This is a genomic window from Halorubrum sp. Hd13, assembly GCF_002252755.1.
GTDB lineage: Archaea > Halobacteriota > Halobacteria > Halobacteriales > Haloferacaceae > Halorubrum.
On record NZ_NHOY01000067.1, the window covers coordinates 31,701 to 55,393 of the forward strand.

Annotated in this window: 21 protein-coding genes and 1 pseudogene; 13 read left to right on the forward strand and 9 right to left on the reverse strand. The window is 65.4% G+C overall.

The window, feature by feature from the left end:
• Positions 1-10 precede the first annotated feature (10 nt).
• Complete coding sequence (locus tag DJ81_RS08985; protein ID WP_394338269.1) at positions 11-1,672, reverse strand: formate--tetrahydrofolate ligase; 1,662 nt, start codon at positions 1,670-1,672, stop codon at positions 11-13.
• 200 nt (positions 1,673-1,872) lie between these two features.
• Complete coding sequence (locus DJ81_RS08990) at positions 1,873-2,244, reverse strand: hypothetical protein (RefSeq protein ID WP_094527690.1); 372 nt, start codon at positions 2,242-2,244, stop codon at positions 1,873-1,875.
• A 185-nt stretch (positions 2,245-2,429) separates the two neighbouring features.
• On the opposite strand from DJ81_RS08990, the gene DJ81_RS19170 reads away from it, so the two are divergent.
• The gene (locus DJ81_RS19170; RefSeq protein WP_170938283.1) at positions 2,430-2,603 is read left to right on the forward strand and encodes a hypothetical protein; all 174 of its coding nucleotides are present in this window, start codon (positions 2,430-2,432) and stop codon (positions 2,601-2,603) included.
• A 110-nt stretch (positions 2,604-2,713) separates the two neighbouring features.
• Positions 2,714-3,007, forward strand: coding sequence for a hypothetical protein (locus DJ81_RS08995; protein ID WP_094523131.1), 294 nt, complete (start codon positions 2,714-2,716; stop codon positions 3,005-3,007).
• A gap of 190 nt (positions 3,008-3,197) precedes the next feature.
• Here the strand turns inward: DJ81_RS08995 and DJ81_RS09000 are convergent, their stop codons facing one another.
• The 3 genes from DJ81_RS09000 to DJ81_RS09010 form a co-directional block, all read right to left on the reverse strand.
• Positions 3,198-4,058, reverse strand: coding sequence for a methylenetetrahydrofolate reductase (locus DJ81_RS09000; protein ID WP_094523133.1), 861 nt, complete (start codon positions 4,056-4,058; stop codon positions 3,198-3,200).
• Positions 4,059-4,203: 145 nt separating this feature from the next.
• Entirely contained in the window at positions 4,204-5,376 is a 1,173-nt protein-coding gene (locus DJ81_RS09005) for a hypothetical protein (protein ID WP_094589371.1), read from the reverse strand.
• A 131-nt stretch (positions 5,377-5,507) separates the two neighbouring features.
• The gene (locus DJ81_RS09010; protein WP_094589373.1) at positions 5,508-6,443 is read right to left on the reverse strand and encodes a succinylglutamate desuccinylase/aspartoacylase family protein; all 936 of its coding nucleotides are present in this window, start codon (positions 6,441-6,443) and stop codon (positions 5,508-5,510) included.
• Positions 6,444-6,739: 296 nt separating this feature from the next.
• Here DJ81_RS09010 and DJ81_RS09015 point away from each other — a divergent pair, with 296 nt between their 5' ends.
• The 9 genes from DJ81_RS09015 (at position 6,740) to DJ81_RS09045 (ending at position 17,864) form a co-directional block, all read left to right on the forward strand.
• A complete protein-coding gene (locus DJ81_RS09015; protein ID WP_094528004.1) occupies positions 6,740-9,313 on the forward strand; it encodes an FAD-dependent oxidoreductase in 2,574 nt (857 codons plus the stop codon).
• Between the two features lie 213 nt (positions 9,314-9,526).
• Entirely contained in the window at positions 9,527-12,076 is a 2,550-nt protein-coding gene (locus tag DJ81_RS09020) for an FAD-dependent oxidoreductase (protein ID WP_094589375.1), read from the forward strand.
• A gap of 37 nt (positions 12,077-12,113) precedes the next feature.
• A complete protein-coding gene (ilvA, locus tag DJ81_RS09025; protein ID WP_094589377.1) occupies positions 12,114-13,367 on the forward strand; it encodes a threonine ammonia-lyase in 1,254 nt (417 codons plus the stop codon).
• 52 nt (positions 13,368-13,419) lie between these two features.
• The gene (locus DJ81_RS09030) at positions 13,420-14,022 is read left to right on the forward strand and encodes a cyclodeaminase/cyclohydrolase family protein (protein WP_094589379.1); all 603 of its coding nucleotides are present in this window, start codon (positions 13,420-13,422) and stop codon (positions 14,020-14,022) included.
• A 59-nt stretch (positions 14,023-14,081) separates the two neighbouring features.
• A complete protein-coding gene (locus tag DJ81_RS19175; protein WP_158217267.1) occupies positions 14,082-14,258 on the forward strand; it encodes a hypothetical protein in 177 nt (58 codons plus the stop codon).
• Positions 14,259-14,449: 191 nt separating this feature from the next.
• Positions 14,450-14,602 carry a hypothetical protein gene (locus tag DJ81_RS19180; protein ID WP_170938284.1) on the forward strand — a complete coding sequence of 51 codons (153 nt, stop codon included), beginning with the start codon at positions 14,450-14,452 and terminating at the stop codon, positions 14,600-14,602.
• Between the two features lie 185 nt (positions 14,603-14,787).
• Positions 14,788-15,219, forward strand: coding sequence for a universal stress protein (locus DJ81_RS09035; protein WP_094523147.1), 432 nt, complete (start codon positions 14,788-14,790; stop codon positions 15,217-15,219).
• 152 nt (positions 15,220-15,371) lie between these two features.
• On the forward strand, positions 15,372-15,605 hold the full coding sequence (locus tag DJ81_RS09040) for a hypothetical protein (RefSeq protein WP_094523149.1): 234 nt from the start codon (positions 15,372-15,374) through the stop codon (positions 15,603-15,605).
• A 438-nt stretch (positions 15,606-16,043) separates the two neighbouring features.
• Positions 16,044-17,864 carry a BCCT family transporter gene (locus tag DJ81_RS09045; protein WP_094528008.1) on the forward strand — a complete coding sequence of 607 codons (1,821 nt, stop codon included), beginning with the start codon at positions 16,044-16,046 and terminating at the stop codon, positions 17,862-17,864.
• Between the two features lie 101 nt (positions 17,865-17,965).
• Here DJ81_RS09045 and DJ81_RS09050 read toward each other — a convergent pair whose 3' ends face one another.
• Together DJ81_RS09050 and DJ81_RS09055 are read right to left on the reverse strand one after the other, a co-directional pair.
• On the reverse strand, positions 17,966-18,250 hold the full coding sequence (locus DJ81_RS09050) for a hypothetical protein (RefSeq protein WP_094523153.1): 285 nt from the start codon (positions 18,248-18,250) through the stop codon (positions 17,966-17,968).
• 47 nt (positions 18,251-18,297) lie between these two features.
• On the reverse strand, positions 18,298-18,702 hold the full coding sequence (locus DJ81_RS09055; protein ID WP_094589381.1) for a hypothetical protein: 405 nt from the start codon (positions 18,700-18,702) through the stop codon (positions 18,298-18,300).
• Positions 18,703-18,897: 195 nt separating this feature from the next.
• On the opposite strand from DJ81_RS09055, the gene glyA reads away from it, so the two are divergent.
• Positions 18,898-20,145 (forward strand): serine hydroxymethyltransferase, encoded by a 1,248-nt coding sequence (gene glyA, locus DJ81_RS09060; RefSeq protein ID WP_094528009.1) that lies wholly within the window; start codon positions 18,898-18,900, stop codon positions 20,143-20,145.
• Between the two features lie 355 nt (positions 20,146-20,500).
• Here glyA and DJ81_RS09065 read toward each other — a convergent pair whose 3' ends face one another.
• Together DJ81_RS09065 and DJ81_RS09070 are read right to left on the reverse strand one after the other, a co-directional pair.
• The gene (locus DJ81_RS09065; RefSeq protein ID WP_094523159.1) at positions 20,501-21,877 is read right to left on the reverse strand and encodes a glycine cleavage system protein T; all 1,377 of its coding nucleotides are present in this window, start codon (positions 21,875-21,877) and stop codon (positions 20,501-20,503) included.
• A gap of 171 nt (positions 21,878-22,048) precedes the next feature.
• On the reverse strand, positions 22,049-22,708 hold the full coding sequence (locus DJ81_RS09070; RefSeq protein WP_094523161.1) for a helix-turn-helix domain-containing protein: 660 nt from the start codon (positions 22,706-22,708) through the stop codon (positions 22,049-22,051).
• A 174-nt stretch (positions 22,709-22,882) separates the two neighbouring features.
• On the opposite strand from DJ81_RS09070, the pseudogene DJ81_RS09075 reads away from it, so the two are divergent.
• Positions 22,883-23,518, forward strand: a pseudogene (locus tag DJ81_RS09075) (IS6 family transposase).
• Positions 23,519-23,693: the final 175 nt, after the last annotated feature.

A 23,693-nucleotide genomic window follows, 5' to 3' on the forward strand; every position in this document is an offset into this window, starting at 1 on the left:
GCCGAGAGTGCTAGAACAGCCCGGATATGTTGCCGTCGTCGTCGATGTCCATGTCGGCGGCGGCCGGCCGCTCCGGCAGGCCGGGCATCGTGAGCGCGTCGGCGGTGAGCGCGACGATGAAGCCGGCACCCGCGGACGGGTAGACTTCGCTGATCTCGAGTTCCCAGCCGCTCGGGGCGCCCTTCCTGCTCGCGTCGTCGCTGAGCGAGTGGAAGGTCTTCGACATACAGACCGGCACGTCGCCGAAGCCGAGGTCTTCCATGCGCTCGATGTCCTCGAGCGCGTCGCCGGTGAACTTGACGCCGTCGGCGCCGTAGATCTCCGTGGCGACGGTGTCGATTTTCTCCTTGATCGGCGCTTCCTCGTCGTAGAGGAACTCGAACTCGTCCTCGTCGCTCTCGTCGACGGCCTCGATGACGTGCTCGCCGAGGTCCTCGCCGCCCTCACTGCCCTTCTCGAACACCTCGGACTCGGCGACCCGGACGCCGAGGTCCTCCTCGCAGTGGTCCACCACCGTCTGGACCTCCTCGTCGGTGTCGTCCGGGAACCGGTTGACCGCGACGACGACGGGAACGCCGAACTGCTGGAGGTTCGAGACGTGCTTGTCCAGGTTTTCGAACCCGCGCTCGATGGCCTCGGTGCCGGCGTCGTCGATGGCGTCGAAGTCGGCCGGCCACATGTTCTCGCCGTGGTACTTCAGCGCCCGGACCGACGACACGATGACGACCGCGTTGGGCGTCATGTCGCCGAGCCGGCAGACGATGTTCATGAACTTCTCGGCGCCCAGGTCGGAGCCGAAGCCGGCCTCAGTGACGAGGTAGTCGCCCATCCCGTACGCGGCTTTGTCCGCGATGAGCGAGTTCGTTCCGTGCGCGATGTTGGCGAACGGGCCGCCGTGGATGAACGCGGGCGTCCCCTCGATGGTCTGGACGACGTTCGGTTTGATCGCGTCCCGGAGCAGCATCGCGGCCGGACCGGTCGCCTCGATGTCCTCGACCGTGACCGGGTCGCCGTCCTCGTCGTAGGCGAGGATGATGCGACCGACCCGCTCCTTGAGGTCGCCCATCCCGTCCGCCATACAGAGGGCGGCCATGAGCTCCGAGGCGGCGGTCAGGAGGAAGCTGTCCTCGCGAGGCGTTCCGCCGGTCTTGCCGCCGAGGCCGATCACCATGCTCCGGAGCGCCCGATCGTTCATGTCGATGGCCCGGGGCCACCGGACGTCGGTGACGTCGACGTCGAAGTCCTCGTCCCCCGTCAGTTTGGCGTCCAACATCGCCGAGATGAGGTTGTGCGCCGAGGTGAGCGCGTGCAGGTCGCCGGTGAAGTGCAGGTTGATGTCCTCCATCGGAAGCACCTGCGAGCGGCCCCCGCCGGCGGCGCCGCCCTTGACACCGAACACTGGCCCGAGCGACGGTTCGCGGATCGCGATCATCGCCTCCTCGCCGAGGTGGTTCAGCGTCTGTCCCAGTCCGACGGTCGTGACCGTCTTCCCCTCTCCCTTGGGGGTCGGCGTCATCCCGGTCACGAGTACGAGGTTGTTCTCCCGGTCCGCGGCCTCGTCCCGAAGCCGATCGAGGGCGTGGTGTTTGACTTTCGCCGTGTACTCGCCGAAGTACTGGAGGTCGTCGAGGCCGAGGCCCCACGGTTCGACCAGCTCCCAGATCGGCTCCATCTCGGTCGACTGTGCGATGTCGTAATCCGTCGGTATCGGTTCGTTAGTATCTGTCACGTTTTCGTACATCCCAGCATCGCCGTATGAAGGTTAGCATATCTGCTAACACTCGGATAGGATGTGTTTGCGACGCCCCGCGGTGTGTCCCGCAATGAGTGACGCCTCGTTGACGGGATGAGATTTGCCCGGAAAATCGGCGCTCACCAGAGTTCGGCGGCGTCACGGATCGCGTCCCGCGCCCGCTTCGCACAGTCCCGCTTGCCGCGCCCGAAGTGCACGGTGTTCTCGTCGACCGGCGTCGAGAGGAACCCACCCTCGTCGTTCTCGACGCCGGCCTGTTCGATCTGGAGGTAGCTGATGACGAGTCGCCCCTCGTAGGTGATGTCGCGAACGTCACCGATCCGGATCTGCTTGTCGGCGAACTTCGAGCGGCCCGGGCGCTCGATGTGGATCCGCTCGTCGTAGACGTGTAGCGTCCCGTCTTGGAACCCACAGGAGACGAGTGGGTTCGAGTCGGGTGCGTCGTCGTGCATCGCGTCCGATCCGTCGGACGACCCCGGAACGTCGACCATTACGTCGTGGTCAGACCCAGAGCGGCGAAAAGGTTGTCCATGCAACGAGTGGGACGTGCCGTTCGGACGACCCATCGTAAACGTGTGACATACCCGTGTCTGATATTAACAAACAGAACAATACTACCGTGTTTCGAAAAGATATTTTCAAAATCCTCAAGACCCCTCGGTTCATATATAGTAGTATGACGGAGCCAACAAGCAAACGTCAAAAGAACGGTGCCGAAGACGAGTTCGTGAACTACATGCCGGGCATGCCGAAGCTGTCGAGCGAGCCGGGTCGGATCGAACGGTTCGTGACCCGTCTGTTCCGCCGTCGTGGCCCGCTTCGCGCCGTGTTCCGCGACCGGGACGAGTAGAACCGCCGTCGCCTCGCCCGCAGAACAGAATCGCCGGTCCCGTCCGCACAAAGGTTTATGCGCGGTTGCCTCCACATTTTCATATCCGGCGGGAACCGGAGCGGAAGATCATGTCATCACTCATCGGCGGAGCGCAGAACTGCAAACGATGCGGACACGAGGTAGAGAGCGGGCACGATACCTGTCCGAGCTGCTATTTCAACCCGAAGTCCAAGGGGCTTCGGGTCGCCCTCGCGCTGTTGATGGCCGTTATCATCCTGATGACGGCCGTGCTACTGCTCCCGTTCCTGTCACTGTTGTTCGTCAGGCTCGCTGGAGTCGCATTCCTCCTCGCCCTACTCGTGTTCGTCATCTCGTTCGTGTCGACCCCCTACCGGTTCGGATCCCTGTTCCTCTGGTTTTGAGCGCCGACGAGCGGTCACGTCCTCGCGTTCCCCGGCCCGTCGACCGCTCTCCGGGAACTCCTCGTTCGAAACGCTACTCGTCACGCGTCCGTCCGGTGAGGTCACTCGACGCGGACAGCAATTACGCTAGCGGGAGTCAAACGAACGACGTAGCGGGGATCAAACGAACGACGGCCACGGACGAGAACCGCTATCGGCCGAGCCGTTCAGTGCGCCACGATTCGGTGTCCGGCGTTTGGTTGAACGTGTAGATGTGGATCCCCCTGATCTTGTAGTGATCGTCGTCCGCGTACGGCGCGAGCCCGTCGATGAGGTCGTCGGGCTTGTACACCCCCCGCGATCCGACGAGCTGCCTTACAAAGCCGAGTATGCCGGTCGTCTTCCGAAGGAACTTGATCGAGTCGCCGACGCCGACCTTCTGTGAGATCTGCATCAGGCGCTGGTAGTTCATCACGCCCGGGATGCCGACCTCGACGGGGAGGTCGACGCCGTCGTCGCGGATGTCGTCGATCCACTCGAGCACGGCGTCGGGGTCGTAACAGAGCTGTGTGACGAGGTAGGTCGCGTACGGGCTTTTCTTCGCCATCGCGTCGGACAGGGCCTCCGCGTCGAGGAAGTCGTGTCCCTCGGGATATCCGGTGATGCCGACCTCGTCGAAGGAGTGGCCCAACTCGTCGAGAGCGACCAACAGGTCGTGTGCGGACTCGAACTCGCCGGCGGGCTCCTCGCGGTCGCCGCCCGGCACGAAGATGTCCGTCACGCCGGCGTCGGTGAGGCGCTCGGCGATCTCATCGAGGTGGTCGCGATCCTCGACGTAGCGCGCGGCGATGTGCGGCGAGACGTCGTATCCGAGTGCGGCCGCCTGCTCGGTGCGCTCGACCGTGGTGTCGATCCCGAGCTGCGGAGACGTGGTGACGGCGATCGTCGCGTCGTCCGGCAGGTGCCGGATCTCGTCCTCGAAGCTCTCGAACGGCATCAGTTCGAATCGTGCGTCAGTGAGAAGCGCTCCGACGCCGTCACTCCGCTTGATCGCTTGCGTTCCAGCCGACATTACTGTTCATACGTAAGTGGTAGACCTATTTCCATCTGTGGGTTCCCCAGTCAACCAGTTTAAATGGTAGTCGTTACCATTACTCGTTCGACGCCCGGATCGCCGCGTAGCGCCGTCCGATCGCGGCTCGAATCGGGTCGCAGCGTCATCCGCTCGCGGTCGTACACTGCCGAACGCGTGCGGCGGCCTCCTCGTATGTAACCTCCCTGTCGGGGGCTTTAGAGAGGCGGCACATCACGAGGTCTAGGAGGTCGAGTTGGTCCAGCAGTTCCCGGGCGTAGCCGTCGTCAAGGTCGAGGTCCCGTCTGACCTCGTAGACGGTCGACGACCGCACGACCGACTCGATGACATCTCCGATCTCGACGTCGTCCGGCAGGCCGATACCGTCGGCGACGAGTTTGGCGTCGGGGAACGACCGCCGCGAGTCCTCCTCCGTGGACGGTTCCACGGAGGAAGACTCCACGGGGGACCCGTCCCGTTCGGACGCCTCATCCCGTTCCGACGGTCCGTCCGCCGTCCCCTGATCGGTCCGCCCGTCTGTGGTCGCCGTCTCGTAGGCGGTCGGCTCGTGGACCCCGGCGTCGATCATGTACCGCCGGACCGTCTCGGCGGAGACGTCCATCGCGATCGCGTCCCGCATCTCGGAGAACGTATCGCACTCCGCGTAGAGCGCCCGGAGGTACTCGACGTCCTCGTACGGCGGCATCGACTCGTCGCGGACCGCCTCCACGCCGTCACTCGGGCCACTCTCGGACGGGTCACTCTCGGACGGGTCACCACCGGCCGGATCACTCCCGACCGGATCACTCCCGACCGGATCAGTCTCGGGCGGGTTACTCTCTGCCGGTTCGACATCGCCGACGGTGTCGGTGACGGCCTCACGGCGGGCGCGTTCGACCATCGATCCGCCGTTGCCGTCCGTGACGGCGTCGCCCGTCACGCGGCCCTCCGATTCCGCAGGCCCGGCGGCTGGAGGATCGATGGTCAGGTCGAGGGCCACTTCGAGCGCCCCGTGCGTGACCTCGACCGTTCGTCCGCTCACCTCGACGGTCGCCGCCGTCGATGTCGGGAGCGGAACCAGCTCCGGCACCGTCAACTCGACCGCGAGCCCGCCGTCGTCGGTGAGCGACGTGGCCTCCACGGTCGGCTCCCGGTCCGTCTCGTCAGTCGGCGTCGAGCGGAGAGGCACCAGCACCTCCATATCGACGCGGAGCGTGGAGCCGTCCGTCGTCGCCTCGACGTTCCGGACCGACCTGCCGCGCGACTGCTGGTTCCCGACGAGCGTCGAGAGGACGTCGAAGGTGGTCTGGAGCCCCATGACAATGCTATTCTATGACATAACGTACAATAAGCGTGCGTGGGGAATACTGAACCCGTTTAATATAATAATCGAATACGTGAAGCTCTTTAAACCGGCGGCACGGGGTGTCGACGCCTGTTCGCCGAGTCTCACCCGCGGGTCGCGACCGCCGCGAGACGCTCCCCCTCGACGACGACCCCGCGAGCCAACGAGTAGACGACGCCGGCCTCGGAGACGGTGACGGTCCCGAGGCGTTCGAACGAGGTCGGACGGTACACCGCACCCAGCGTGTCGCCCGCCTCGAGACGGTCGCCGACCCCGACCGACCGTCGGGGCTCAAACAACCCCGACTCCTCGGCGATGGTGTGTTCGAGACTGTTCCGGAGCACGGTCTGAACCGCCGGTGCGGACGGTTCTCCCTCGAGGACCCGCATCTCCCGGAGTACGTTCATGACGCCGCTAACGCCGGTTTCGACGGCCGACCGATCGACCGTTCGACTGTTCGATAGCTCCGCGGTGATCGCCGGGATCCCGACGCGCTCCGCGGCGTCCCGGAGCATCCCGGTGGGCCCCTCGTCCGGGTCGGCGAGCAGGTACTCCGTCCCGAAGGCCCTCGCGAGCCCGCGCGCGTCGGAGCCCTCTCCGAACCTGACGTGTGCCAGCATGTCCGGCGTCCCGGTGTGGAGGTCGACGACCGCGTCGGCGTCGGTCACCAGCTCCCAGAGCCGGGCGGCCACCCGTTCCTGGAAGCTGCCGGTTTCGTCGCCCGGCCAGACCCGGTTCAGGTTCGCGTTCCGCGCGTCGTACGCCGTCGGCGTGACGTACGACCGGTGATCGAAGGCCAGCGGGTTCGCCACCGGCACGGCGACGACGGTGCCCGCGAGGTCAGCCTCGATGAGCCGCTCGTGGAGGTGCCGCAACGTGACCGGCCCGTTGAGTTCGATACCATGTTGTGCCGCCTGCAGGTAGACGGTCGGCCCGCTGCCCCCCGCGTACCGGTGGACCGTTGCGTCGACGGTCGCGCCGGAGGGATGTCGGCTGAGGCGGCGGTCGGTCGTCGTATGAGTTACCGGCTCGTACTCCATGGTCTGACCCGGCGGTACAGGGGCAAAAGCCCCGGGCTCACCCTCGTTCGTCGAGGGGCCGTGATCCCCTCGCGGACCGTCGCGACCGATCGCCACGAGAACCGGGAGGGACGCGACGGACATCGAACGCCGACGCGACGGACGCCGAGATGGGACACCAGACGACTCGAGCGAGGCGGGCGACGGCCGCGAAACCACATTCTGACAGGAGCCGGACGGGTTGAGGGGAAACGGGCCCCAAAGACGGCCTATGCGACAATTATATTCCGCCGCCATAGCGAGATACAGTCGTATTTATGCAGCCCACAGAAAGCCTGCCGACGCAGGCCGACACCGTCGTCATCGGTGCCGGAATCGTCGGCTGCAACGTCGCGTACCAGCTCACGAAACTCGGTCGGGAGGACGTCGTGGTCGTCGATCAGGGCCCGATGCCGACCACCGGCGGGTCTTCGACGCACGCGCCGGGGATCATGTTCCAGACCGCGGAGCCGAAGACGCTCAGCCAGTTCGCCGACTACAGCCGAGAGCTCTACTCGGAGCTCGAGGGCGCCGACGGCAAGCAGGCGTACAACGAGACGGGCGGCATCGAGGTCGCCCGCAGCGAGGAGCGAATGGCGTTCCTCCAGCGGCGGGTGGAGGCGGCGAAGGCGTGGGGGATCCCGGATCCGCAGCTGCTCTCCCCCGAAGAAGTGACCGAGCACCTCCCGCTGGTCGACGAGGAGCGCATCCTCGGCGGCTACTACTCGCCGACCGACGGGCAGGTCTCCGGCGTCATCGCCTGCGACGCGCTGGCGCGGGCCGCGATAGACCGGGGGGCGACGTTCGTTCCGCACACGCGCACGGAGGACGTCGAAACGGCCGACGGCGGGGTTCAATCGGTCGTCACCGAGAACGGCACCATCGAGTGCGACGACGTCGTCGTCGCGACGAACATCTGGGCGCGGCAGCTCGGCGAGAAGCTCGGCGTCCACCTGCCCGTGACGCCGGTCGAACACCAGTACACGATGACGGAGTCGCTCGACGAACTGGGCGACGCCGCCGTCGACGTCGCGAACCACCCGCTGTTCGAGAACTACCGCAACGTCTCCGGCGAGAAGGCGAAACGGTTGCTCGTCGGGCCGGACCGTCCGATCCTGCGCGATCAGGACAACGCGATGTACTTCCGGACCCACGGCGATTCCTACGGCATCGGCTCGTACAACCACGAACCGATCGTGCCGGATCCGATGGAGCTCGGCGGCAACGATCCGGACGGCGAGCAGGGATCGGTCCACGAGTTCACCGACCAGCACATGAACAACGCGACCCACCCGGACCGACCGCACAAGTCCCCCCGGCAGGCCAGCGACGAGCTGCTGCCGGCGACAGAGGGGAAGGAGCTCGAGTTCAAGTACAACGGGATGTTCGCCGAATCGCCGAACGGCCTGCCGGTCATGGGTCCGGTCCAAGAGTGCGACGGGCTCTGGACCGCGGCAGCGATCTGGGTGACCCACGCCGGGGGCGCCGGAAAGGCGCTGGCGGAGTGGATGGTGAACGGGGTCCCGCGGCTCGACGACGGCCCGATCGACCTCGCGGACAGCGACGTGAACCGGTTCGACGCCCACGAGGGGTCGTGGGACTTCGCCCGCGACATCGGCGCCGAGGAGTACCGCATCGTCTACAACGTCATGCACCCCAAGTGGGTCTGGACGGACAAACAGCGGGACATCCGGCGGACGCCGATGTACCACACCCACAAGGAGATGGGCGCGGAGCTGTGGGCCGAGGCGGGCTGGGAGGAACCGCAGTGGTTCGAGTCCAACGCCGACCTCGTCGACCGGTACGCCGACCGGATCCCCGACCGCGACGGCTGGGAGGGGAAGTACTGGTCGCCGATCGAGGGCGCGGAGGCCCTGCACGTCCGCGACGCCGTCGGGCTCCACGACATGACCTCGTTCAACAAGATCGAGGTCATCGGCAGCGACGCCGAGGCGTTCCTCGGGCGCCTCTGTACGAACGCGATCGACCTCGACGTCGGCGACATCACGTACACGCTGCTGTGTAACGAGGGCGGGGGCGTCCGGGCCGACATCACCGTCACCCGGACCGACGACGACCGCTATCTCCTGTTGACGACCGGCAGGGAGGTCGGGAACAACCACGTCGCATGGGTCCGCAACCACTCCCCCGACGACGTGGTCGTCAACGAGGTCACGTCCGACCTCGCGGCGATGGTCTGTACCGGTCCCGACGCTCGAAAGGTCCTCTCGAAGGTGATTGACACCGACCTCTCCGACGAGGCCTTCCCGTTCTACACGAGCCAGGAGACGTTCGTGAACAACGTTCCGGTGCGGGCGATGCGGCTCTCGTACGCGGGCGAGCTCGGCTGGGAGCTCTACACCCCCTCCGAGTACGGCGAGCAGCTCTGGGAGCACGTCCTCGAGGCCGGCAAAGAGTACGACATTCGCCCGTACGGCAACGGCGCGCTGAACGCGCTCCGCATCGAGAAAGGGTTCCGGCTCTGGGGCGAGGACCTCCACACCGAGCACAATCCCTACGAGGCGGGCCTCGGGTGGGCCGTCGACCTCGACACCGACTTCATCGGCAAGGCGGCCGTCGCCGCCGCCGCGGACGGGGATAACATCAGCCACGAGGTCGCCTGCCTGACGCTCGACGACGAGACCGCGACGATCCTCGACGACCGACCGGTGCTTGATGGCGACGAGGCGATCGGCTACGTCCACAGCGCCGAGTACGGCTACACGGCCGGCGCCTGCGTCGCGTACACGTACCTGCCGCCGGAGTACGCCGAGCCGGGCACCGAGGTCGACGTGCTCTTCGAGGGCGACCGCTACGCCGCGACCGTCCGCGAGGAGCCGCTGGTCGACTGAGGGATCGGAGCACCGCTGGCTCCCGGGTCGTGCCCCGTCGGGTCACAGATCGTTTCCCATCGCTGTCACGTTGTGGTTTGCCACCGGGGACGTGAGACGGTCCGGTCGTCGCCGGACACCCCGATACCGCCGCACGCTACCGGTTTCACCGTTCTTCGCCCGTATTTACCGATGTATTTATGAGACGGACACGGCCATTCTTTGAGAGAACTAATGTCTAGCACGAAGCCTCCCACGAAGGCCAAGACCGTCGTCATCGGCGCGGGTGCCGTCGGCTGCAGCGTCGCCTACCACCTGAGCGAACTCGGGGCCGAGGACGTGGTCGTCGTCGACCAGGGGCCGCTCCCCGTCACGGGCGGATCGTCGGTCCACGCGCCCGGGATCATGTTCCAGACGTCGCCGTCGAAGATACAGACGAAGACGGCCCACTACACGAGCCGGCTGCTGTCCGACGCGGGCGTGTACGACGAGGTCGGGGGCATCGAGCTGGCCCGGAGCGAGGAGCGGATGGACTTCCTGCGCCGGCGCGTCGAGTGGGCGACCGCCTACGGCCTGCCGGAGCCCGAGCTACTGTCGCCCGAGGAGGTGACCGAACACCTCCCGCTGGTGAACGAAGAGGAGATCTTGGGCGGCTACTACTCGCCGACCGACGGCCGCGTCGACGGCATCAGCGCGCTCCAGTGGTACGTTGAACACAGTTCCGCGGACTTCTACGGGAACGTCGAGGTGACGGACATGGAGGTCACCGGCGGCGAGATCGGCGCGGTCGTCACCGACGACGGCCGCATCGAGTGCGATCGGTGCGTCATCGCGACGAACAACTGGGGGTACCAGACGGGTCAGCTCGCGGGGCTGGACCTCCCGATCGCGCCCGTCGAACACCAGTACGTGGTCACGGAACCGATGGAGGAGCTGGCCGACGCGGACAGCAACGTCGGCGAGAACACGTCGGGGCTCGACGTGCCCGGCAACCGCGACATCCAGGAGCAGATGAGCGAGGGGCCGCACCGACCGGTCGGCCGCGATCAAGACCACTCGCTGTACTTCCGGACCCACGGCGACGCCATCGGCCTCGGGTCGTACAACCACGAGACCCTGTCCGTCGACCCGGAGGCGATGGGAACGAACACCGAGGACAGTCAGGCGTCGGTCCGCGGCTTCACCGAGGAACACTGGACGAAGCCGACTCATCGGTACCGCGACAAGTCGGCGAAGCAGGCGTTCGACGAACTCCTGCCGGCGACCGCCGACGCCGAGTACGCCGCCACGGAGAACGGCATCTTCGTGTTCACGCCGGACGGGATGCCCGCGGTCGGCCCGACCGAGGTCGACGGCCTCTGGTCCGGGCTGGCCATCTGGTGGACCCACTCGGGCGGCTACGGCCGCATCATCGCCGAGTGGATGGAGAACGGCGTCCCGCGGCTCCCGTCGGGTCCCGTCGACACCGGCGGCATCCACGTGCGACGGTTCGAACCCCACGCCGGCGAGACGGACTACTTCGTCGACCGGGGAGACACCCGCTACGAGCAGGTGTACATGAACGTCGAACCGCGGTGGCAACCCGACGACCACCGCGGGCTGCGGACGAGCCCCTTCTACGCCCAACAGCAGGCTCTCGGGGCGGAGTTCTACCAGTCCGGGGGCTGGGAGACGCCGCAGTGGTACGAGTCCAACGCCGACCTCGTCGACCGCTACGCCGACCGGATCCCCGAGCAGGACGGCTGGCAGGGGATCAACCGGTCGGCGATAGAGGGCGCGGAACACCTTCACACCCGCGAGAAGGTATCGATGTTCGATATGACGACGTTCAGCTCCATCATGGTGGAGGGCGACGGCGCCGGTGAGTTCCTCCAGCGGATGTGCAGCAACGACGTCGACATCGAGGACGGACAGGTCCGGTACTCGCTGCTGCTGAACGAGGGCGGCAACATCCTCGCGGACGTGACGGTCGTCCGACTCGACAGCGAGGAGTACATGGTCACGACCGGCGGCGGCAACTCGCCGGGCATCCACGGCGGCTGGCTGGAGGACCACGCCCCGGAGACGGTGTCGGTTACTATCGAGGAGAGCGCCCGGTCGACGATCGGCCTGTGGGGCCCGAAGTCCAGGCTCCTGCTTCAGCGGTGTACGAACGCCGACGTCAGCGACGAGGACTTCGGCTACTTCACGGCCAAGCAGATCTACGTCGGCGAGGTGCCGGTCGTCGCGCTGCGGGTCTCCTACGTCGGTGAGCTCGGCTGGGAGCTGTGGGCGCCGAGCGAGTACGGGCAGCGGCTCTGGGAGACGCTGTCCGAGGCCGGCCGGGACCTCGACGTGCGGCCGATGGGCGGGGGCGCCTTGGAGTCGATGCGCCTCGAGAAGGGCTTCCGACTGTGGGGAACCGACATCGACACCGACTCGAACCCCTACGAGGCCGGGCTCCCGTTCGCCGTGGACATGGACACCGACTTCGTCGGCAGGGAGGCGCTGCAGGCGGCCCGTGAGGACGGCATCGACGACCGGATCGTCCCCCTCACGCTCGACGACTCGACGGACGTCATGCTGAGCGGACGGCCCGTCATGATCGACGGTGAGGCCCAGGGGTACGTTCAGGCGGGCGATTACGGCTACTCGATCGGCGAGTCCGTCGCCTACACGTACCTCCCCGACGAGTACGCCGAGGCCGGCACGTCCGTGCAGATACGCTGTGAGGGCGAGACGTACGACGCGACGGTGCGCGGCGAACCGCTCTTCGACGCCGAACGAGACAAGATCCTCCGATGAGCGCCAGTATCACGGACCCGACCGTCCAGTTCGCCCGATGACCAGCACGAACTCAGACGACCTCCCCGTCACGTACGCGGACATCGAGCGGGCCCGCGACCGGCTCGACGACGACACCGTCGTCAAGCAGACGCCGATCGAGCGGAGTTCGTCGCTCGACGAGTTCGTCGGTGGGGAGGTGTACCTCAAGATGGAACACCTCCAGTGGACCGGCTCGTTCAAGACGAGGGGCGCGTACAACAAGATCCGCAACGAGGTCGAGGCGGGCGTCGACTCGTTCGTCGCCGCGAGCGCCGGCAACCACGCGCAGGGCGTCGCGCTCGCGGCCACGAAGTGCGGCGCGGAGTCGACGGTCTTCATGCCGGAGAACGCCCCGCAGGCGAAGGTCGAAGCGACCCGGGGCTACGGCGCGACCGTCGAACTCGTCGGCCGGGACTTCCAGGAGACGATGGCACACGCCCAGTCGGCCGTCGAGGGCACCGACGCGGGGTTCGTCCACGCGTACGACGACGTCGACATCATCGCGGGACAAGGGACCCTCGGGATCGAGATGTACGACGACCTGCCGGAGGTCGACACCGTCGTCGTCCCCATCGGCGGCGGCGGGTTGATAAGCGGCGTCTCGACGGCGATCAAACACCTGTCGCCGGAGACGAGGGTCGTCGGCGTGCAGGCCACCGGCGCCGAGACGGTCCACGAGAGCCTGGACAAGGGGTTCCCGGTGACGCTGGAGGAGGTCGACACCATCGCCGACGGGATCGCGACCGGCGGCATCTCCGAGACGACGCTCCGGATGATCCAGCAGAACGTCGACGAGGTCGTCACCGTCACCGACACCGAGATCGCCCGGGCGATACTGCTGTTGATGGAGCGGGCCAAACAGGTCGTCGAGGGGTCCGGGGCCGCCTCGGTGGCGGCCATCCTGAGCGACGACCTCGACGTCAGCGGCGAGACGGTGATGCCGCTGCTCTGTGGCGGGAACCTGGACATGACGCAGCTCCGGACGGTGCTCATCTACGCGCTGGCGGCCCGGAAGCAGATCCTCCGTATCCGCGTCCGGATCGACGACCGACCCGGACGGCTGGAGGAGATATCCGGCGTCATCGCCGACTGGGACGCCAACATCCACGACGTTAGACACGACCGATCGGTCGACGACCTCGACGTCGGGGAGGCGTACCTCGTCTTCGACGTCGAGACGAGCGGCGCGGAGCACGCGGCCGACATCGTCGACGGCATCGCCGCGGAGGGGTACGAGGTCGACGTGGTTAACCACCGGTCGGACGCGTGACGCCGCGTCGCCGAGTGGGGGTTTTGATTAGTCTCTGTCTCCTCGATCGGGTATGAACGACGAGACCCAGTCGGTCGCCGACCTCCTCTCCGACGTCGCGTCGGCGTCGGTGTCGCCGGCCAGCGGCACCGTCGGCGGCGTCGTCGGGGCGATGGGGACGGCGCTCTGTGAGATGGTCTGTATCCACCTGCGGGAGGCGGAGGTGAACACCGACGCCGACCTCGCCGAGCTCCGGCGGACGCTCGAGTCGGATCGAGAGCGCCTGTTGACGCTCGCGGAGGCGGACGCGGCGGTCGTCGAGGCGGTGTTCGGCACGAACGGGGTCGACGAGGATCCGACGATGGACGAACGAGCGACGGAGGTGCCGCTCGCGCTCGCCGAGACCTGTCTGGCCGTGCTCGAGACGGCGACGGTCGTGACCGGGGCGGCGGACCGTCCCGTCGTCGTCGACGCCGGGATCGGCGCGTCCTTCGTCGACGCCGCGCTCCGGAGCGCGCTCTTTACCGCGCGGATCAACGCCGCGTCGGCCGACGACGAGTCGTTCCGCGCGGAGACGGAGCGCCGCGCGACCGACATCGAGGCGTCGGCGGACGACGCGGTCCGACTGGCGACGCAGAACGCGGGGACCGACCGAATCGACCGCTCGGCGGAGTAGGTCGACACGGCCGAAGCGCTTAGGAGCGTGGTCGTGGTACGCCAAGGCGGCCAGAGGGAATGTCAGTAGAGTTCCGAACGCTGATCCGCGGGTTCATGTGCGTCGGTGGGGTCGTCTTCGCGGTCTCGGGCGCGGTCACGGGATCGCTGTTCGAGGTGGTATTCGGTGTGTTCGCCGCGGTCCTCGGCGGATTCGGGCTGTGGTGGGACCACCGCGAATCGTCGGACGAGACGTAGCTCGTCCCCCGATCCGTCTCCCGGGAGCGGGCCGCTGGGCTCGACGGCGGCGCGACCGTCGCGAGATCCGTCGACGGGGTCCGAACCGGGGTCGCCCTGCGGCCACCGCGTTTCCCCGCCTCTTCACCGGGAGCCGGAGGCCGTTCCGGGCTGCGGAACGTATAAACGACCCGCACGACGTACTGCAGACGATGGACGACCTCGTCCCGAAGGGAGCCACCGTTCTCGCGGTCCTGCTCGCAGTGGGTGCCTTCGTCACGTTGTTCGCGCAGCGCCCGGTCGTCGCCGGCACCCTCTTCGTGTTCACCGCGTTCTCGATCTATATCAGGGAGACCAATAAGTGAAAGAACACTTCGGGGGCGCAGGACGGGTCCGAACGGGCTGATCGGGGGATGCCCCGTATCGACCCGCCCTGCGGCCCCGATCGGACGCCGAGCGGCCCCAGTCGAGTCGCGTATTGCACAACATGTCTGGGATGTGTTATACCCGAACCTATTTCATTTGTACTGAGTGATATCAGTTCGCACCTATGTTCGAGAACATTCTCATCGCTACCGACGGAAGCGAACAGTCGGAGGCATCCGTTAGCAAGGGGCTCGACTTGGCGGAGTCGCTCGGCTCACACGTGCACTCGGTGTACGTGGTCGAAACGGAGGCGACCTACATTCTGACCGTCGGGCTGGGCGACGACGAGATGGAGGAGTACAAGCAGTACGGCGAGGAGACGGTCACTGGCGTCGTCGATCGGGCGGCGGATCGCGGCCTCGACGGGACCGGCGTGGTCCGAACCGGTAATGTCGCCGCCGAGATCGTGGAGTACGCCGAGAACAACGACATCGATCTCATCGTAACGGGCAAGCAGGGACGGGGCGCGATAAGCAAGTACATCGGGAGTACCGCCGAGAAGGTCGCACGGATGTCGGACGTCCCGGTGACGATCGTCGGGAAGGGTGCCAAGTGAGTCATCGACGCGACGGGATCCGAACGGGACGACCACGCCATCGCACGGGCCGGCCCTGACGCTCCCGAGAGCGACGCTTCCGTTTTATTCGGACATGGATCCCGCTCCGATCGTTTGTAATACTCTTCAGGCTGCAACCCCTAGGGCGTCGTATGGACATGATCGTCGTACAGATATCGTCCGACCTCCTCAGCGGGGCGTTCACTCTCGCGGTTATCGCGGGGGGACTCCTGCTTCTCGGCGGGCTCGTCTCCTTCGGCGTCTTCATCTACCGATCTGTCAAGGGCGACGGCATGCGTGATCCCCAGGAAGTCGCTCCGGAGAAAGCGACCGATTCCGACGAGGTCACCGAGGGCAACCCGGACGACGAGTGGGACTACTACTGACGCGATCGGGTTACCGTTCCGCCGGAGCGCGTTCGCGGCGAGACGGCGGGACCACTCCGCGGAGCGACGCATCACGGCCTGCTCGATACCTACCGATGACCGCGGTGAGCGCGTCGAAATCGAGTCCGAGAGGGCTCACGCGGCGGCGTCTCCTCGGGTGATCCCGATCCGTGCGGACTGAGTCCGAACCACGAAATGCACGTAAACCGACAGTATGTGTTGCTCGGAGCGGATACTGTTGTTCGAAACAACAAGTTCCTTTTTATTTATATTATCCGAAGCATACTTACGGGTACGGCCAAGCCACCTTACGTGTCAACACCACTCATGCGTATGGATAACGCGTATGATGCGTGTACAGCACAACCAGACCGAAGATAACGATCCAAATCATGACGAACAAACGGCGACGTACCACGATTACGAGGGAGGTATCGTATGAGTGATAGCGAAGATGACGGAGGATTCGGTGGTGAAGGCCTCCAGGTAGAGCTGTTCAACGCGGATACCGACCGTGAGCCGGGCGACACGAACAAGCAGTTCAGCATCGGGGACACGAAGGTCCTCGACGTCCACCCGCAGGTGTTCAGCATCTCGGCGTTGGTGATCGTCGCGTTCATTGGATTATCACTGGCGTTCCCGGACCAAGCGAGTACGCTCTACAACGACGTACGGACCGGTATCTCGGAGGTCTTCGGTTGGTTCTTCATCCTGGTCGCGAACGTGTTCATCGTGTTCATGGTGTACCTCGCCCTGAGCAAGTACGGAAAGATCAGGCTCGGGGGAGTCAACGCTGACAAGGAGTTCAGCGACATCTCATGGGTCGCGATGCTGTTCAGCGCCGGGATGGGGATCGGCCTCATGTTCTTCGGCGTCGCGGAGCCGGTCTGGCACTTCTTCGACCCGCACTTGGGTGCAGAGAGCGCGTCGCAGGCTTCGGCGCAGGTGGCTATGGCAGTCTCGTTATACCACTGGGGTTTCCACCCGTGGGCGATATACGCGCTCGTGGGACTGTCGCTGGCGTTCTTCTCGTTCAACCGCGGTCTGCCGTTGACCTTCCGGTCGATCTTCTGGCCGGTTCTGGGTGAACGCATCTACGGGTGGCCCGGCCACATCATCGACATCCTGACCGTGTTCGCGACGTTGTTCGGGCTGACGACCTCTCTCGGGTTGGGGGCCCAACAGATAAACGCCGGACTCAATTTCCTCGGCGGAAACGTCGGTGCGGCGCCCGCGGTCCCGTTCGGAACGCCCGTCCAGGTCGCGATCATCGCCGGCGTGACCGCGGTCGCCGTGTTATCGGTCGCGGCGGGACTCGACGGCGGCGTCCGGCGGCTCAGCAATCTGAACCTCTTCTTGATGTTCACGTTGCTGACGGCGGTCATCGTCCTCGGTCCCACCCTGTTCATCTTCGAGATGATCCCGCAGGGGCTCGGACAGTACTTCGGAAACTTCTTCGACCTCGCGTTCTACGCGGGTGCGGTCACCGAGCCGTACTTCCAGGGGTCGGCCTACTACGGTCCCGGCGGAGACGGCGCGGGACTGTTCCTCGTCGACTGGACCGTGTTCTACTGGGCGTGGTGGATCGCCTGGTCGCCGTTCGTGGGGATGTTCATCGCCCGGATCTCGAAGGGGCGCACCGTCCGTGAGTTCATCAGCGGGGTGCTCATCCTGCCGGTGCTGTTCTCGGTGCTCTGGTTCGCGGCCCTCGGCGGGAGCGCACTCAGCATCGAGCTGTCCAGCGGTGCCGTGAGCGCCGCGATGTTCGCGGAAGGAGTGCAGGTGCCGAGAGCAGTCGCCCTGTTCTCGATGCTCCAGCAACTGCCCGGGACGATAATCCTGTCCTCGCTCTCGGTGCTCCTCGTGGCGACGTTCTTCATCACGTCGTCGGACTCGGGGTCGCTGGTCATCGATCACCTGACCTCGGGCGGCAAGCACGACGCGCCCGTCGCGATGCGCGTCTTCTGGGCCGTCACCGAGGGCGTCGTCGCCTCGACGCTGCTCATCGCCGGCGGCTCGCAGGGGCTAGCCGCGCTCCAAGCCGCGGCCATCTCGACCGGCTTACCGTTCGCGTTCATCCTCGTGTTCATGATGTACGCGATCAAGAAGGGACTGGACACCGAGTACCAGATCCTCGAATCGAAGGAGTTCCAGGAGCGCGTCCAGGAGATGGCCGAGGAGGGCGAAGTCGTCATCGAGAGAGAGGGCGGCGAGGTCGTTACCGACATCACGAGCGGGGAGGGTGAACCGGGCGACTGATCGTCCGCGGTTCACCTCGTAGCGCGTCGGAAGCAGCCTCGTTTCGCTTCTTTTTGACCGTCACGGCGCCGCAGCGGCGCGTCACGCACTCGAGCGTTCCGTTAGGACCTATCGGACTCGTCGGACTCGTCTTCGACCATCACCCGCGTGAGGTTGGTCTCGTCGGTATCGTAGCCCAACCATAAACCAAGAAACACCGCGACCGAGAGGACGTACACCGGAAAGAGCACGAGGGTCACCGTCGTGTGAAGCGGGTCCGTCACGGAGAGCACGTTGGCCCAGTAGAGGAGCGCGACGCAGGCGACTCCCCCGGCGGCGCCGACCCAGAGACCGACGTCGAAGGTCCGGTCCGCGATTGGGCCCGGTGGTTTGTTCGAGTAAGTCACGATTTCGTTAGGCTGAGCAGGGCAAAAAGCGACTCGGATACGTCCCGCTACAGCTCGTAGTCGTGTTGGTACTCCCAGTGGTACTGACACTCGGTGCAGGACGCGAACTCGGGCACGTCCATCATCTCGGGATGGCGGATGCCGTGGTCCAACCGCCGCTGGCAGTGTGGACAGACGAGCGCGATCAGTTCGAACTCGTCGAACTCCTCGGGGGAGCGCTCCATGGTACAGTTCGGACAGTCGAGGAAGTCGTTGGCAAACTCGTGAGTGAACGAGTGTCGACAGGAGGAACATCGAACGACCGCGGGCGGGCGCTTCGCCCAGCCGACGCTGCCCCGCTTGAACGTCGTGTGCGCCTCGGGAACCGCCATAGTGAACGTCTCGGGACCGTCACGAGTCCACGGCGGGTCGAGGATGAACATCGCTGCCGCCTTCAGCCGATCCAACATCATGCATTTTATGACATCAAGTCGGATAAGCACCGCGGCCGTTCTGACACCGCTCACCGGCGGGAGACGAGCGATCGGCTGAAACCGACCTGAGACCGAAGGACTCCCACGGCGCGCCGTGACGACACAGGTCGTCAACTGACAGTCACGTTCTGCCGAAGACAGATTCATTCGTGCTCAGCGCCCCCTATGTGATACATGACGTACGATACGGTCGCGGTAGTCGATCCGGCGGCGGCGGACGCGCTCGACGGCGAGCGAGAGCGACAGGAGGGCACCTTGGCGATGATCGCCTCGGAGAACCACGCGTCTGAGGCCGTCATGCAGGCCCAGAGCTCCGAGCTGACAAACAAGTACGCCGAGGGGTACCCCGGTGAGCGCTACTACGCCGGCTGCGAGCGCGCCGACGAGATCGAGGAGCTCGCGATCGAACGCGCCAAGCAGCTCTGGGGCGCCGAGCACGTCAACGTGCAGCCGCACGCCGGGACGCAGGCGAACATGGGCGTCTACCTCGCGATGCTAGACCCCGGAGACAGGATCCTCTCGCTTGAGCTCGAACACGGCGGCCACCTCTCGCACGGGCATCCCGCCAACTTCGCCGGGAAGCTCTACGAGGTCGAACAGTACGAGGTCGATCCCGAGACCGGGTACATCGACTACGAGGGGCTCCGGGAGACCGCGGCGGAGTTCGATCCGGACATCGTGGTCTCCGGCTACTCCGCGTACCCCCGCGAGGTCGATTTCGAGCGCATCCAAACGGCGGCCGACGCGGTCGACGCCTACCACCTCGCGGACATCGCGCACATCACCGGGCTCGTCGCCGCCGGCGTCCACCCCTCGCCGGTCGGCGTCGCGGACTTCGTCACCGGCTCGACCCACAAGACGATCCGGGCCGGCCGCGGCGGGATCGTGATGTGCGACGCGGAGCACGCCGACGACATCGACGCGTCGGTGTTTCCCGGCGCGCAGGGCGGCCCGCTGATGCACAACGTCGCCGGCAAGGCGGTGGGGTTCAAGGAGGCGCTCGAACCCGAGTTCGAGGCGTACGCACGCCAGGTCGTCGACAACGCCGCCGCGCTCGGCGAGCAGCTCCAGGAACGCGGTCTCGAACTCGTGTCGGGCGGCACCGACACCCACCTCGTGTTGGCCGACCTCCGCCCATCCCATCCGGATACCGCCGGCAAGGCGGTCGAGGGCGCCCTCGAATCCGCAGGGATCGTTCTCAACGCCAACACGGTTCCGGGGGAGACGCGCTCGGCGTTCAACCCCTCGGGGATCCGGGCCGGCACGGCCGCGCTGACGACCCGTGGCTTCGACGAGGCCGCCTGCCGGGAGGTCGCCGACCTGATCGCCGACATCGTCGACGACCCGGAGGACGGGGCGACGGTGGAGCGGGTGTCGGACCGCGTCGACGCCCTCACCGACGAGTTCCCGCTCTACCGGTAGCTCACGACCCCACCGGCCCGCGCTGTCCGAGGGACCCGCGAGTCCCCGCCCTTCGAAGGACCCGCGAGTCCCCGCGAGTCTCCGCGAGTCCCCGCGTACGGGTATCCGACGGTACTTTCCGTCCAGGGTCGCCGCGGAGGGTGCCCTCGCGGCGTCGCCGGCGCGTCCCGTCGAGCGCGACTCGTCACGCCGCGACTGCGCTCGGAAGCCGACAGAAAAGAAAACGTGAGACTGAGGTCTCTCGAACGTCGACGCGATCGGCGAGGAAGGGACCCCCGCCTCGGGACCCTCCCCGAACGCGGGTCAGGGGCCAAGGCGAGCCGCGACTACTCGGGTCTGAACCGAACGGTGTCGCTCAGTCGTTCGAGCTGGCCTCCTGCTTCGCGCTGAGCTTGGCCTGTTCGCGGGCGCTCGGGTTGACGGACTCCTTGAACGGAATCTTCGCCGCGGTGGCGAACACCGGCTCGCCGGGCTCCTCGGCGTACTCGTCGGGCAGATGTACCTCGAACTCGAGGTCGAGGTCCTCGTCGTACACCGAGTCGTTCAGCGGGACGTCGGTCTCGGCCTCGATCATCTCGGCTGGCACGAAGCCCATCCCGATGTTGGTCTCGAGATCGGGGTTGTACCACGGGGACGTCAGGTAGCCGACCTCGTCGCCGCTGTCGGGATCGGAGACGAGCCAGAAGTCCGGCGCGTAGTCGTGGATCGGCTCGCCGGCCATCTTCATCCCGATCATCTTGTGGTTGAACGGGTAGTTGCCGTTCTCGATCTGTTCTTTCTGCTCCTCGAGCGCCTCCTTACCGATGTAGTCGACGTCCTTGTCGTCGGGGACGTGGTAGCCGAGGTTGACCTGGAACGGCGACGTCTCGTGGTCGAGGTCCTGGCCCCACGACATGATGCCCGCGGCGATCCGTCGGTGGTGGCCGGGAGCGATCTGCATCCCGCCGTGGTCGAGGACGCTCTCGTGGACCTGATCCCAGACCCGCTCGCCGTACTTCGAGGCCTCCTTGACGTAGATCTCGAAGCCCTTCTCGCCGGAGAACCCGGTCTGACTGATAAGCACGTCGACGCCGTCGACCTGCGACTCCATCAGCCCGTAGTAGGGGATCTCGCTGACCTCGTCGCCGACGACGTCAACCATCACGTCCTCAGAGAGCGGCCCCTGGATCTGCATCGGGGCGACGTCGATCTCGTCGATCTCGACGTCGAAGTCCATGCCGACGTTTACGCCTTGCAGCCACTGCATCAGCGTGTTGTCCGAGATGGAGAACCAGAACTCGTCCTCGGCCGGCCGGAGCAGCACCGGGTCGTTCAGGACGCCGCCGTCCTCGTTACAGAGGATGACGTACTTGCCGTCCATCGCGTCCATGGAGCTCACGTCGCGGGTGACAACGTGGTTGGTGAGCGCCTCGGCGTCCGGACCCTTCACGCGGATCTGACGCTCGACGGCGACGTCCCAGATGGTTACGCTGTTGGTCAGCGCTTCGTACTCGGCCATAGCGCCCCCGTCTTCGGGCTCGACCAGCCCGCGCGGGTGGTAGAGACGGTTGTAGACGGTACACCGCCAAGCGCCGTTCTCGTTGAACGATTTATCGAAGAACGGTGACTTTCGAACGCGCGTCGAGACGAGCATCTCGATCCCCGGATCTCCGGTCTGCCGGAGGTTGCGAGGTAGCGTTCGGTCTGACTGGTCAACACTCGGATAGTTTGGATGGTCCTGCTCGTGGGACATTCTTATAGATAGAAAATGTAATGAACAATAAAGCCGAGCATGAAAAACTCCCCCCTTTTATTACAGCACCCGTCTCGGCGGCCCTCGGAGGCCTCGAGTACGTGGTAGTATCGCGTCGACCGGTCCGCTCGAGGATCTCGGGGGCTCAGCACCCGAGGGCCGAGTTGCCGGTCACTGTTCGGGGCCCTCGGTGGCGATCGTCGCCGCGACGAGGTTCCGCATACCGCGCCGCAGCCGACCGCTCACGGCTGTCGACGACAGCCCTAGTTCGTCGGCGAGTTCGTCGAGCGACATCTCGCGCGGTTCGACGAAGTACCCGTTCTCGTAGGCGATCAACAGCGTCTGCCGCTGTTCGTCGGTCAGCCCGTAGGAGGGCCCGGAATCAGTTGTTTCGTTGTCGTGAATCTCGACGATGTCCAGTTGCATGCCGTTCTCCGTGGCGTGGTCCCAGACGTCGCTCAGCGCGGCTCTGTCGGGGAGGAGCAATCGCACCAGCCACCCGTTCCGCTCGGACTCGGTGTGGATGAGGAACCCGTTGGCGTCCGAGACGGCCGTGCTGATCAGCTCCGTCTCCGACGTGTGTTCGATGTAGTACACCCCGGTCCCGTCGGACCACTCGATGAGCTCGTACTCCCCGACGGTCGGGTCCGACTCCAGTGCTCGTTCGAGCCCGTCGCGGTCCCCGTACTCGACGAGAAACGGGAACTCAGAGGACCCGGGGTCCGTGGTACCCTGCGTTACGACCTCGATGTCGGCCCCGTCGAGCCGCCGTAACGTGGGCACCAGCGCGAGACGTTCGTGCTCCACGTGGAGCGTGACTATGATCGACATGCTGGTACGTCAGTGTCCGTGCGCCCGGGAAACGTCGCGTTCCGGAGTCGAAGCGTTTCGGGGCGTCGGTCGTGTTCGCAATTACGCCCGTTTGATATAAATCGTGTTGCTTCCGGGGCGGACGGTGTTCAGAGACGGATTGAAAGGTGAGACGGGGCGTTTTCAAAGTGATCTATGCCCGAAAACGACCGTCTCAGCGGCTGTTTAGACGAGATCAACTTAGAGTTTGTGGAGCGAGAGGCAACACCGAAGTTGTTGATGAAGCTTAGTATTCAGCGCCACCTTGCTTGATTATCGCTTTCGAATACTGTTTCGTTTCTTGAGGTATTCGGTGTTGATCGGGTTCGATCCACCGTTCATAACTGGGTTCACAAGGCCGATCTACAGCCGGAGGCTGGTCGAAGCCCGAATCACGTTGCGGTCGATGAAACCGTGATTCAGCTTGAGGATAAACAGTATTGGCTGTACGCCGCCGTCGATCCCGACTCAAACGATTTACTCCACACAAGGCTTGAGCCGACAAGAACAAACGTGATCGCAGATCAGTTTTTCGCGGAGCTTCGCGAAAAACACGACGTGGATGACGCGATATTTCTCGTTGATGGTGCGGTTCCACTTCACCGAGCATGTGAAAAACATGGCCTCGATTTCAGAGACGAACGACGTGGAAACCGGAACAGCGTCGAACGTGTCTTTCGTGAGGTAAAACGCAGAACTACCAGTCTCTCAAACTGTTTCAGCAACACCAAAGCAGAAACTGCTAACAAGTGGCTCAGATCGTTCAGCTTCGCATGGAATCAGTTTATCTGAACACGAGGCCGGGGCGGTCCGGTCGTGAGCGCTCCGCCGTCGACTCGTGAGCCCCCCGGCCATACCGAACGCAGACCGCTTTGGAGACGAGGCCGTCGAAACCGCAGAGAGGAGGCCGTCGAAACCGCGGAGAGGGGGCCGTCGAAACCGCAGAGACGTTTCCGGTGGCGCGTCC